The organism is Mesorhizobium temperatum, assembly GCF_002284575.1.
In the GTDB taxonomy this organism is placed as follows: Bacteria; Pseudomonadota; Alphaproteobacteria; order Rhizobiales; family Rhizobiaceae; genus Mesorhizobium; species Mesorhizobium temperatum.
This window is the reverse complement of record NZ_NPKJ01000019.1, coordinates 334,502-348,109: the sequence shown is the minus strand read 5'-3', so window position 1 is coordinate 348,109 and position 13,608 is coordinate 334,502. Positions and strand designations below refer to the sequence as shown.

Sequence of the window (13,608 nt, the reverse complement as noted above, 5' to 3'; positions counted from 1 at the left end):
CAGATTTCAGCAAGAACCGGAGTGAAGCATGTCGGTGCGAATGCCATCGAATTTCGGACGGTCGGGAGCGCAGGAGAGCGCGCTCGACCTGCTCGGCCATGAAATCCTCGGCGAAAAGGCAGCAGCGCTCGGCCGCGCCGGCCGGCGCGTGGATGAAACGCTGGCGAAGTTGCGTGAACATGGAGAGGATGGCGAACATCGTGCCCAGCTGCTCAGGGACGCGGCGGAGGCGGTCCACGGCTATTTCATCCAGCGCGAATTGTGCGGCTTGCGCAAGCACGACGCAGTGATCCGGGAATACAACATCCCCAAGGCCGTGCTGGCCAGGCTCGGCGCGAAATAGAGACCAGTGTTGAAATCAGACGCTTGGTACCGAAGGCGAAATACCGATTTCTACCCTAAGCGGAAGCTCGTTCGCCCTCAGTCGAATTCACGCCAATGACCCAAACCACCCATTCCGGCAGCTAAGCTCAAATATCTTGAATGTGGTAGAATACGACATTGGTCAACCATCGCCGCATCAGCCATCAATGAACGCGCGGAAAGTAGGGATTTGCTGAGTGCCGGCGAGGTCAGTTTCTTATCGGAACAACCAATGCTATGATATGGTGGGGTCAGGCCACCAATGGACCGCAAGCTTGCCGCGATTCTAGCCGCAGATGTAGTAGGCTATTCGACTCTGATGGAGCGCGACGAGGCCGGTACGTTTGAGCGACTACGTGCCGGACGCAAGGAACTGTTCGAGCCCGAAATTGCCCGCCACCACGGCCATATCTTCAAGCTGATGGGCGATGGGATGCTGGCCGAATTCGGCAGTGTCGTCGATGCCATCGAATGTGCAGTGTCGTTGCAGCGGGGCCTTTCCGAGCGCAACGCCTCGCTTCCCGCAGTGGAACAGATCCTGGTGCGGATCGGCATCAACCTCGGCGAGGTGATCGTCGACGGCGACGACCGGTATGGCGATGGGGTCAACATCGCGGCCAGACTTCAGCAGTTGGCGGAACCTGGCGGCATCTGCATCTCGGGAAAAGTGGCCAAGGAGGTCGAAAGGAAGCTGGCGTTCGCCTTTGAGCCAATGGGCGAACAGAGGGTCAAAAACATCGCCGAACCAGTTCAGGCGTATCGCGTGTTGCTTGATTCCGTGGCAGCGGGCAAGACCCTCCATGCTCGCCGCCAGCCACGCGCCTGGCGTTTTCCGGTCGCGGCGGGTGTTCTCTTCCTGGCTCTCGGCCTTGCTGCAGCATGGTGGCAGCTGTGGGAGAGGCCTGCACAGCCTGCTGTTCCGGCAGGCAGCGAGGCTGCCGACACCCGGCCCTCGCTAGTCGTCCTGCCCTTCGAAAATCTCAGCGATGACAAGGAACAAGAATATCTCGCCAACGGCTTCACAGAGGACCTGACGACCGAACTGGCGCGCGTGCCGGGTCTTTTCGTCGTCTCCCACAGCGCGGCCTTCGCCTACAAGGATAAGGACCCGAAGCCGGAGGAGATTGCGGCGGCATTGGGCGTCCGGTACCTGCTGAAAGGCTCGATTCGCCGCGTCGGCGACGACATGCGCATCAATGCGCATCTGATCGACAGCTCGACTTCCCGACATCTCTGGGCGGAGCGCTTCGACGGCCGGTGGGCGGACGTGTTCGCGCTGCAGGACAAGGTCGTCGGCAGCATCGCAGGCGCGCTCCAACTCCGCCTGGTGAGCGTCGCGCCGGCCGCCCGCTCGGGAGGCACAAACAGTCCCGAGGCCTATGATGTCTATCTCAAAGGGATGGACATCTATAACCGCATCAACACCCCCGAGGAGTTTGCGCAGGCTGTGAAGCATTTCCAGCACGCGGTTGAACTCGACCCCGATTTCGGCGCGGCTCATGCCCAACTCGCCTGGGCTTACTGGGACGCGGACATCACCCGGGCCGTGGTGATGGGGCTTACGCGAGCCGAGGCCTATGACAAAGTCCACGAAACCCTGAAGCTCGCCGCCCGACATCCCTCGCCCGGCTACTATCAGCTCGTCGCCGAGTTGATGGTCCGTGAACACAACTCGGACGAAGCAGTCACCGTTCTGCTGAAGTCGGTAGCGCTCGATCCCAGCGATACCTGGAATTATCTCTCGCTGGCCAATGCCCTGAATTTCAACGGCAGGCCGAAGGAAGCGCTGAGCTATCTCGAGGCGGCCGCGCGCGTCGACCCGATCTCGTGGATGGACTACCGGCACTACCAGGCCGGACTAGCCGAGTTCGGCCAAGGGAAATTCGAGGACGCGGTTCACTCCATCGAGAAGATGGATCTTGAATCGCCCGACCCACGGGCGAAATTCTATGCCCTGCAAGTCCTTGTTTCTGCCTATGGGCATCTTGGGCGCACCGACCAGACCGCGGCTGCCTTGGAAAGGTTTAGGAAGGTTGTTACGCAAAGGCTACTGTGGGAACCAAACCAACTGATCACCCAGGACTTCATGGTTTTCAAGAATACGGCCGATATCGAACGCCTTTTGGCCGGCCTGACCAAGGCAGGCGTGCCCGATCTGCCGCCATTGGCAAGGGCAGGCATGAATCCGAAGGACCGGCTCACAGGCGCGGAAATAAGGTCTCTCATGTTCGGCCACGAAATTCGCGGAAAATTCGCGTTTGACAAGTTCCTGCCGATGCAGCGCACGACCTCCGTCGACGGCGCCGTCAGCGAAACCTTTGGCCTGAGGACCCGAACAGGAACCTCCTGGGTGCAAGGCAATTTCCTGTGCGATGCCTTTCCCGGAGAGCTGACAAGCTGTGGAGCAATTTATCGCAATGTGTTCAGAACGCCGGGGCGCGACGACGAATACAAGGCCGTTTACCGCTGGGACCAGTTCGAGTTTTCGGTGGTCAAGTGAACTTGCGATTGCGCCTGGCGCAGGCGATCGACTGGCCGGTGCTGGAGGAGCGTTTCGGTGCGGTCCATTCGGACGGTCCCGGCATGCCGCCGCTGCCGACCCGGCTGATGGCGGGGCTGGCGATCCTCAAGCATACCTTCAACCTGTCAGACGAGGTGCTGCGAAAACGCGATCTTCGGTCGATAGGCGGGACTTATGCCGGTGTCCCGTTGTCGCAAGTGCGCCACGGGATGGAGGTCCAATGGGACGATCAATAAAACTAGAATTATGCTGGTAGTGGCAGAACCGACTGGGATTGGATTTCTCCGCTACTAAGGCGGAAACTGTGCGTTGAGGTCAAAAGGAATAATTCGGGTAAGCTTGGTGCCTCCCTCCTCATCGGCCGCCATTTCCTTTAGGATGCTTCAGGATTGCGGGAGCTGGCTATGGCCGTGGATCGCGTTCAGCGCAGAATGGCTGCCATCCTTGCAGCCGATGTGGTCGGCTACAGCCGGCTGATAGGCAGGGATGAGGAAGGTACTCTTGCGACCCTGAGAGCCTATCGCCAGATCATTGACCGGCTGATTGTGCATCATGAGGGACGGGTGTTCGGCAGCGCCGGAGACAGTGTCATCGCGGAGTTCGCAAGCCCTGTCGAGGCGCTGCGGTGTGCCACCGAAATCCAGTTGGAAATCGATAGACAGAACGCCGACCTCCCCGAGCCAGGCCGCCTGCGATTTCGCATCGGCATCAACTTCGGCGATGTCGTCGTAGAGGGTGACAACCTCATGGGCGACGGCGTCAACGTCGCCGCGCGTTTGGAACCGTTATCACGGCCGGGCGGAATATGTGTCTCCGAGGCGATCTATGCGCAGGCTCGCGATCGGCTTTCGCTCGATTTCATCGATCTTGGCGAGCACAAGGTGAAGAATATCGCCCGGCCTGTGCACGTCTATCGTGTACCCCTCGCTTCGGAGGAACAGGTCAGGTCGCCTTTTCGCGGTCTCGACGTCTTCGAATTTGAAAACGCCGACCTCTTTTTCGGCAGAGCGCGGGCGATCACTGCTTGCACCGAAAGGCTGGAGCAGCTGGCAGCCAACGGCAAAGCATTTTTGCTCATCTACGGGATGAGCGGCTCCGGCAAGTCTTCTCTTCTGCGCGCGGGGCTGATGCCTTCAATCACCCGACCCGGCGCAGTGGTAGGCATCAGTCTGTGGCGCCGTTGCCTGATCCGCCCGTCCGAAGGGCCTGATGCTGTCGCCTCGTTGACCGCGGGACTGCTTCGCGAAGGTGCTTTGCCCGAGTTGGCTCTCGAACTGACAGCGGCAGAGCTGACTCAACTCTGTCGAAGCGCTCCCGATCGCGCGCTGACTCTGATCCGCCAGGCACTCGGCAAAGCAGCCACCGCCGCTGGCTCGGTCCCTTCGCAAATACGATTGCTGATCGCCATCGATCAGACCGAGGAGCTGTTCACGACGGAGAAGGAACCGGCGTCGCGCGAAGGGCTTGTGCGGCTCTTGGCGGCGTTCGCCGGCAGCGGACTGGTCTGGGTGATTGCGACGATCCGGTCGGATTTCTTTCACCGCTGCGGCGAAGTCCGAGGCTTCTCGGCGCTGAAGGACGGCCTCGGCAGCTATGAGCTCTTGCCGCCGACGAACCCTGAGATCGCCCAGATCATTCGCGAGCCGGCTCGTGCTGCCGGGCTCCGCTTCGAGGAGCGCGCCGATCTGGGGCGGCTCGATGATGTGCTGCAGGACGCGGCAGCCGCCGATCCCGGATCGTTGCCGCTTCTCGAATTCGTTCTCGATGCGCTGTACGAGGTGGGCCGAGAGCGCCGGATCCTCACCTTTGCCGCGTATCGTGCGCTTGGCGGCCTCGAAGGGGCGATCGCGCGCCGCGCCGATGAAGTCGTCGACGCGCTCCCGCCCGACATCCAGGAGGCATTGCCGGCGGTGCTGCGCGCTCTCACCACGGTGCGTCCGGGCGATGAAACTGTTACGGCAAGTCCAGTCCTGCTCAGCGAAGTGGCTGGAAAGCCGGCACGATTGGCTCTCGTCGACGCGCTGATCGCCGCCCGGCTCCTCGTCAGTGATGAAGATGCCGCGGGCCATGTCTTCGTCCGCGTGGCCCATGAAGCGCTGCTCAGCCGCTGGCCGCGCGCCAGCGACATTGTCAACGCGAATAGGAGCTTCCTCGAGACGCGGGCTCGGCTCAAGGTTGACGCCCATCGATGGCACTCGGACAACAAGAACCGCGATCTTTTGCTGCCGTCCGGCAAGCGTCTCGCCGAGGGCGAGGAATTGCTGCTGTCGAGACGCCAGGAAGTCGACGATCAAGTCGTTGAATACATCGAGGCGTCCTCACGTGCCCAGAAGGAGAGAGAGGAGAAGGACCGGCAAGCAGAGCGGGCACTGATCGAGGCTGCTGAAGTAGCAAGACGCGAACGCTTGGAGCGCGAGGCCGACCGGCTCGCGGGAGAAGCTGAGCGTCGGGATCTGGCAGCAACTGCTGCGATACAGCTGGCACGACGTACGCGCTATGCGGCCATTGTCGCGACGGTGTTGGCTCTCTTGGCTGGAGCAGGCGCATTCATTGGGTTCAGAGGACAGCAGGAAGCAATGCGGCAGGCGGTGCTGGCGCAAATGAGCGCGGACAAGGCCAGGTCGGCCGAGAGGAAGGCCCTTGAGGCGCGCGACCAGGCGCTGCGCAACCAGTCTCTTTCGCTTGCGTTTCTTGCGCAGCAAACCGCAACGAGCGGTAATACTGAGGCCGCGGTTTTGCTGGCGCTCGAAGCGCTGCCGACGGGCACATCTGAACACAGACGCCCGTACATCGTTGATGCGGAGGCCGCGCTTTACAAGGCTTTGTTAGCGCATCGTCAAACGAGGATCTTCCACCAAGACGCCAGTGTGACACATGCAGCTTTCAATCGGACCGGCGACCGCATTGTCACCTCATCGCATGACGCGTCGGCACGCATTTGGGACGCCCTGAATGGTACCGAGACTGCGGTTCTGAAGGGCCACCAAGGCGCCGTTGAGAGAGCCGAGTTCAGCCCGGACGGAAGCCGCGTCATTACAGTTGCTAGAGATGGCACCGCGCGCATCTGGAACGCCACCTCAGGGGAGCAGCTCTTTTTACTTCAGCCGGTCGGCAATTTTCCTACGGCGATTTTCAGCCCAAACGGCACCCGGGTGCTGACAGCGGGGGAGAACAGCGATGCATCACTCTGGGACGCTCAAACCGGAAGGAAAATCCTAAGTGTAGAGAGACGTGGAAGCTCCCTGGCTAGCTTTAGTCCCGACGGCCAGAGCTTCGCAATCGCACAAGGCGATCAACGCTCCATTCTTATCTGGAATGCGGAAGATGGCAAACTGAACCGGACTCTGCGGGTTAACGCTTTTCCGTACAGCGTCGCATTCAGCCCGGACGGAAGCCGGATCCTGATAAGCTCGTGGGGCCCAATTTCATTCCCTTTCCTTTCGCATCTTTGGGACGTGTCGAAAGGCATGGAAATTGCGACATTGGCCGGTCACAAGAGCGACACACAATTACAAGGCGTAATGTTCAGTCACGACGGCCGTCGAATTGCGACGGTATCACTCGATGGTAGCGCACGACTCTGGGACGGAATCTCGGGTAAATTGCTTGGCGTGCTCGGCCAGGAGTCCTCGGGGCTCAAACTAAGTTACATGGGCCCGGATGAGCGCGATCAGGAGATGAACAGCGTCTTCAGCCAAGACGATCGGTTCTTGGCTGCCGCTTCCCTCAACGGCACGGTTCGTATTTGGGATGTCGAGCGCACGTCGCTGCTCACCACCATCATCGGCCATGACGCCTTGGTCGAGCACGTGGAATTCAGCCCAGTTAACAACAGCATTCTTCTCACTGCATCGCACGATCGCACCGCTCGGCTCTGGGATATCGACGGGGTTCTGACAACTGCGCTGTCCCATGAATATCCGCCGACCTTTGCGGTCTTTAGTCCCGATAATGTGCACCTTTTGACTGGAGGCGGGGATAGCGCAGCGCACCTGTGGGAGGTTGTAAGCGGACGTCAGATAGCCGAGCTTGACACACACGAACCTGTCCAAAGTGCGACGTTCAGCCCTGATGGAAGTCGCGTTGCAACCGCATCTCTTGGGGGCCGAGTTCTTGTTTGGGACGTTGCAAGCAGACGCGAGGTCGCGCAGCTCAAATCTCGTGACGGGCTACTTCAAGTTCAATTTAGTCCCAAGGGAGACCTGTTAGCGACGGGTTCGGCTCACGGTACCGCACAGTTGTGGGACGCGGCAAGCGGCGCCGAACTGGCCACCATCAAGACAAGCGGGAAGTTGCCACAGGCGATTTTCGGCCGGGACGGGGATCTCGTCCTTACCGCGACGGACGACAACGCTGCCCACCTTTTGAAGACGGACGGAACTGAATTCAAGGTTCTCATCGGGCATCAGAACCGAATCACCGCGGCCGCTTTCAGTCCAGACGGCCAACTGGTTGTCACGGGTTCACTCGACCGCACCGCGCGGATCTGGTCGATCAAGGACGGAAACAGTGTCGCGACGCTGAAGGGCCACAGCGACGAGCTGACAGCAGTCGCGTTCAGCCAGGACGGTCAGTCTCTCCTAACTGCCTCACGTGATGGGACCGTTCGAATCTGGAGCGTTCCGGTAGGAACAGAAAAGGTCGTTCTCAGGGGTCACAGCGGCGCAGTGGACAGCGCGCAAATCAGTCCTAACGGTTTGTATGTCGTGACGACGTCGTCTCAGGATCGCACGGTCAGGCTCTGGGCGGCGCAGTCGGGGCGCGAGATCGCAGTGCTTGCCAGCCGGGAGGACGAGGCCAACCGACCGGCGCTGATGCGGGCGGCTTTCAATTCCGATGGAACGAGGATCGCAATCGTGTCCGGTGATGATAGCGTCCGAATAATTCGCGCGTTCCAAACACCTCTGGACCTCATTGACTACGCACGTGGGATTGTTCCACGCGAACTGACCGCCTGCGAACGGCGACGTTTCTTCCTTCCTGTCGAACGTGAAGTTGGCGACTGTCCAAGCTGATATCGCTCCAATGCGCTGTCGACCTCACCACGCGATGGTCGGCGTCAGCCATTCCGAGCTAAGAGCGAATGGCAGTTCTGGCGTTCAAAAATTCTGCCTTGCTGAACCGCAATTTTGAAACCGGGTGCAAAAAAGCGATCTTCGGTTGATAAACGGAGCCTATGCCAGCCCACCTTCTCGTACGTGCGCCCTAGAGGAGGTCTAACGGGACGGCCAATCAGCAACGTTTTATGCAGCCAGCGGCAAGGGTGCTAGAGCAAGGGCATTGGTGAGCGGCCGGGGTGCGTCGACTCCCGCCGTTGGATGTTTGTCAACTGAACAGCCGCTTCTGGCGCACATCGTCGGTTGGTGCGTTCAGGCTTCAGATTGCTTGATGAGGCTCAGGAAGGTCCGGCCGGGGTGGAGAGCGGAAGTACCAGGAATTGTCATCTGTGGCAGGATTTGTCTCGACGCGCTGGGAGCGCGGGAGAGCGCGCTCGACCTGCTCGGCCATGAAATTCTCGGCGAAAAGGCGGCGGCGCTCGGCCGCGCCGGCCGCCGCGTGGATGAAACGCTGGCGAAGTTGCGTGAACATGGAGAGGATGGCGAACATCGTGCCCGGCTGCTCAGGGACGCGGCGGAGGCCGTTCACGCCTACTTCATCCAGCGCGAATTGTGCGGCTTGCGCAAGCACGACGCAGTGATCCGGGAATACAACATCCCCAAGGCCGTGCTGGCTAGGCTCGGCGCCAAATAGATACCAGTGTTGAAAATCAGACGCTTGGTACCGAAGACGAATACCCGAGTTCGTTCCATTCCAGTCGTCCAGATTCGCTCGCGCTACGGAATAAGTTGACCCAACGCAGTCATTGCCGCCACACGGGCGGGATGTCTGGTTGCACGGCGGAAGCGGACCCCTTGCGGTTAGTTCGGCGCCCCTCCCCAAAAGGCACCATTTCCACTAGGATGTTGCGAGATCGCGGGAGGGTTCCGGCTTGGATCGCGTTCATCGCAGAATGGCTACCATCCTCGCTGCCGACGCAGTTGGCTATAGCCGTCTGACAGGCAGAGACGAGGAAGGGACGCTTGCGACGCTGCGGGCGCATCGTCAGATCATTGACCGGGTAATCGAGCAACATGAGGGGCGGATATTCGGGAGCGCTGGGGACAGCGTCATCGCCGAGTTCGCGAGCCCTGTCGAAGCGGTTCGGTGCGCGACCGAAATCCAATTCGAGGTCGACAAACAAAACGCTGAGCTTTCCGAGGCGAGCCGGCTGCGCTTTCGCATCGGCATAAATCTCGGCGATGTCGTCGTAGAGGGCGACAATCTCATGGGCGACGGTGTGAACGTCGCTGCCCGTCTGGAAGCGCTGTCACACCCGGGTGGAATGTGCATTTCGGAAGCGGTCTACGCACAGGCACGTGATCGGCTCTCGCTGGAATTCGTGGATCTTGGCGAGCACAGGGTGAAAAACATCGCTCGGCCTGTACACGCTTACCGCGTGCCGCTCGCCTCGGAGGAGCAGGTCACGTCGCCCTTTCGAGGTCTCAACCCCTTCGAGTTCGAAAACGCTGACCTTTTCTTCGGCCGAACCCGCGCGATTGCCGACTGCATTGAGCGCCTCGAGCAGCAAGCTGCCAATGGCAAGGCATTCCTGCTCATTTATGGGATGAGTGGCTCCGGTAAGTCTTCTCTCCTTCGAGCCGGGCTGCTGCCTTCCATCACTCGACCCGGCGCAGTGGCTGGCATCAATTTTTGGCGCCGCTGTCTGGTCCGCCCGTCGGATGGGTCTGATCCGGTCACATCATTGGCTGCGGGGCTGCTTCGGGAAGACGCACTCCCCGAGCTTGGCTGCGAACCGGCAGCGTTGGCTCGACTCTGTCGGAGTTCGCCTGATCGAGCTTTGGCGCTGATACGCCAGGCCCACGCCAAAGCTGCGGCCGCAGCAGGTTCGGTCCCTACGCGACTGCGACTGATCGTGGCCATCGATCAGATGGAGGAGTTGTTCACGACGGAGGATGAGCCGGCAGCGCGTGCGGTGCTGCTGCGGTTCCTCGCAGCTCTCGCCGGCAGTGGACTGGTTTGGGTGATTGCGACGATCAGATCTGATTTCTTTCACCGTTGTGGCGAAGTCCCCGGTTTCTCGGGATTGAAGGATGGGCTCGGCAGCTACGAGCTTTTGCCGCCGTCCGGGCCCGAGATCGCCCAGATTATCCGCGAGCCGGCCCGCGCCGCCGGGCTCCGCTTCGAGGAGAGTCCTGATCGCGGGCGGCTCGACGATGTGCTGCGGGGTGCGGCAGCTGCTGATCCCAGATCCTTGCCGCTTCTCGAATTTGTGCTCGACGCTCTCTACGAGGCGGGGCGGGAGCAGCGCATTTTGACCTTTGCTGCGTATCAGGCACTTGGCGGTTTCGAAGGGGCGATCGCGCGCCGCGCCGACGAAGTCGTTGACGCGCTCCCGCCCGACATCCAGGAGGAGCTGCCAGTCGTGTTGCGTGCCCTTACCACGGTGCGCCCGGGTGATGAAGCCGTTGCGGCACGTCCGGCCTTGCGCGCCGAAGTCACGGGCACACCTCAACGATTGGCTCTCGTTGAAGCACTGGTCGCCGCTCGCCTGCTCGTCAGCGACGAGGATGCCGCAGGCCACGTCTTCGTCCGCGTGGCCCACGAAGCCTTGTTGAGCCGGTGGCCGCGCGCTGGCAACATTGTTAATGCAAACAGGAGATTCCTCGAGGCGCGGGCTCGGCTCATGGCCGATGCCCAACGCTGGCACTCGGATAACAGGAACCAGGAACTCCTCCTGCCATCCGGCAAGCGTCTCGCCGAAGGCGAGGATCTGCTGCAGTCGCGACGGGAAGAAGTCGACGATCAGGTCATCGAATACATCGAAGCCTCTTCGCGTGCCCAGAACGAGAGGGAGGAGAAGGATCGGCAAGCGGAGCGGGCACTGATTGAGGCCGCTGAAGCTGCAAGACGCGAACGCCTCGAGCGAGAGGCTGAACGTCTGGAGCGCGAGGCTGAACGTCTGGAGCGCGAGGCCGAACGCCGTACTCTCGCAGCCACGGCGGCGAGCCGGCTCGCGCGACGCACGCGCTATGCGGCCATCGTGGCGACCGCGTTGGCGCTCATGGCCGGCGCGGGCGCGTTCTTCGGGTTCAAAGGACAGCAGGAAGCGACGCGGCACGCGGAGTTGGCCAGGTCGGCCGAAAAGGAGGCCCTCGACGCGCGCGACCAGGCGCTGCGCAATCACGCTCTTTCGCTTTCGCTTCTTTCGCAGCAAACCGCGGCGAGCGGCGATACCGAGGCCGCGATCCTGTTGGCGTTGGAGGCGCTGCCGAAAGGCGGATCGGTGCCCGCGCGGCCATATCTCTTTGAAGCAGATGCCGCGCTTTTCAACGCTCTGTTGGCACACCGCCAGACGATGGTGTTCAAACACGACGCCGAAGTGACGCAGGCCGTCTTCAATCGGACGGGCGATCGCATTGTCACTGCGTCCCACGACAAGACGGCACGCATTTGGGACGTCTCGAAAGGTACCGAGATTGCAGTCTTGAAGGGCCATCGGGGACCCGTGGAGAGAGCCGGATTCAGTCCGGACGGACGCCGGGTCATTACGGCCGCAAGGGACGGCACCGCGCGCATCTGGGATGCTGCGTCCGGTGAGCAACGTGCTGTGCTCGAGCCGTCCGGCGCCTATCCTACGGCTGTGTTCGATCCCAACGGCGAGCGGGTGCTGACAGAGGGATTAAACGTTCAGGCGTCACTCTGGGACGCCCGGACGGGAACGAAACTCCTGAGCGTAGGCAGCACCGGAGGTGCATCAGACATGGGAGATGCATTGGCCGACTTTAATCCGGATGGTCGCAGTTTTGCGACTTCACAAGCGCGGAAGGTCTTCGTCTGGAATGCCACGGATGGCACTCTGATCCATGAATGGTATGTAGGCACTTGGGCATCCATGCTGACATTCAGCCCCGACGGAAGCCGGCTGTTGGTAGGCTCGTTGGGCACATTTTCATTCAGTAGTTTGCCCGCCCTTTGGGACGTTGGGAACGGGACTGAGATCGCCAGACTGGCCGGCCACAAGAGCGACACCCAACTGCAGGGTGTCATCTTCAGTCACGGTGGCCGCCAGATCGCAACGGTCTCGCTCGATGGCAGCGCACGGATTTGGGACGGCAAGTCGGGAACCTTGCTTGACGTGCTTGGCCAAGAGACGCCGAACTTGAAACTGGCTGACATCGGTTATAACTCTGACAAGGAAATGAACAGCGCGTTCAGCCCCGACGATCGCCTCCTGGTGACCGCATCCATCGACGGTCCGATACGCATCTGGGACGTCGGTCGAGCGTCGCTGTTCACAACCATTGCCGGCCATGATGGCTTGATTGAGCACCTGGAGTTCAATCCGGTCGACAGTAATACTCTTGTCACGGCTTCGCACGATGGCACCGCCCGGCTCTGGGACGTCAACGGGATTCTGACGACGGATCTGCTGCATGAATATCCACCGACCTTTGCGGTCTTCAGTCCCGATAGCGTGCATCTTCTGACTGGAGGCGGGGACGCCAAAGTTCACCTTTGGGATGTCACGACCGAACGCGAGATTGCCAAGTTCGACACAGGCGAGATCGTCCACAGTGCGACGTTCAGCCCGGACGGAACTCGGGTCGCAACCGTATCTCTCGCGGGCCGAGTTCTGGTCTGGGATGTTGAGAGTAAACGTCAGCTCGCGACCATCAAATCGCCCATTCGACTGCGTCATATTCAGTTCAGCCCGGCGGGAAGCCTTCTGGCGGCGGGTTCGGGTCGCGGTACCGCCCTGGTGTGGGACGCGGCGAGCGGCGCCAAAGTCGCCACCATCCCTTCAAGCGAGACGTTACCGCAGGTTGTTTTCAACCGGGATGGCGATCTCGTCTTCGCTGCGACCGGCAGCGCGGGACACCTGGTGAAACCCGACGGGACCGAACTGAAGAGACTGGTCGGGCACGAGCGCTCAATAACCGGCGCGGCATTCAGTCCGGATGGCCAACTGGTTGCCACGGCTTCGCTCGACCACACGGCGCGGATCTGGTCGGTCAAAGACGGACGGACCGTCGCGATCCTGAAAGGGCACAGCAACGAGCTGACAACAGTGTCCTTCAGCCAGGACGGCCGGTCCGTGCTGACTGCCTCACGCGACGGCACCGTACGAACCTGGGGCGTCCCGGAAGGAACGGAAAGAACAGTTCTAAGGGGACACAGTGGCGGAGTGAATAGTGCGCAATTCAGTGGCAATGGCCTTTATGTCGTGACGGCTTCATTCCAGGATCGCACGGTCCGTCTTTGGGCAACTCAATCGGGGCGCCAGATGGCAGTACTTGTCAGTCCGGACGAGGAGAACAAGCGACCAGCACTGACGCGCGCGGCCTTTAATTCGGATGGCACTAGGGTCGTGATCGTGTCCTTTAAGCAAGACCCTCGCGTCATCCGCGTTTTTCAGTCACACCAAGATCTCATTGATTTCGCGAAGCAAACTGTTCCACGCGAACTGACCGCGTGCGAACGGCGTCGCTTCTTCCTTCCCGTAGAAGGCGACGTTAGCGATTGTCCAAGCTGATGTCGCCCAACGCCCATGGCTGGCAACGTTACCTCGACGGCCACGCCGTAGCCCATCTCCGTTGTCTCAAAGGCGCGTATTGGATCTCATAGCGGTCAATGCTGAGCCGTTCGCAGCCGACTGCATTTGT

5 protein-coding genes and 1 pseudogene are annotated in these 13,608 nt (G+C 60.8%); all 6 read left to right on the top strand.

Annotated features, from left to right (window positions below; translation table 11 throughout):
* Positions 1 to 28 precede the first annotated feature (28 nt).
* On the top strand, positions 29 to 343 hold the full coding sequence (locus CIT26_RS05635) for a DUF6665 family protein (RefSeq protein ID WP_095491622.1): 315 nt from the start codon (positions 29 to 31) through the stop codon (positions 341 to 343).
* A gap of 282 nt (positions 344 to 625) precedes the next feature.
* The gene (locus CIT26_RS05630; protein WP_095491621.1) at positions 626 to 2,863 is read left to right on the top strand and encodes an adenylate/guanylate cyclase domain-containing protein; all 2,238 of its coding nucleotides are present in this window, start codon (positions 626 to 628) and stop codon (positions 2,861 to 2,863) included.
* Positions 2,864 to 2,871: 8 nt separating this feature from the next.
* Positions 2,872 to 3,033, top strand: a pseudogene (locus CIT26_RS05625) (transposase); the annotation flags it as partial.
* A gap of 255 nt (positions 3,034 to 3,288) precedes the next feature.
* Positions 3,289 to 7,899, top strand: a complete 4,611-nt coding sequence (locus tag CIT26_RS05620) for an nSTAND1 domain-containing NTPase (RefSeq protein ID WP_167391280.1) — start codon at positions 3,289 to 3,291, stop codon at positions 7,897 to 7,899.
* 373 nt (positions 7,900 to 8,272) lie between these two features.
* A complete protein-coding gene (locus CIT26_RS05615; RefSeq protein WP_245319152.1) occupies positions 8,273 to 8,635 on the top strand; it encodes a DUF6665 family protein in 363 nt (120 codons plus the stop codon).
* Positions 8,636 to 8,894: 259 nt separating this feature from the next.
* Positions 8,895 to 13,478, top strand: a complete 4,584-nt coding sequence (locus CIT26_RS05610) for an nSTAND1 domain-containing NTPase (protein ID WP_167391279.1) — start codon at positions 8,895 to 8,897, stop codon at positions 13,476 to 13,478.
* Positions 13,479 to 13,608 lie beyond the last annotated feature (130 nt).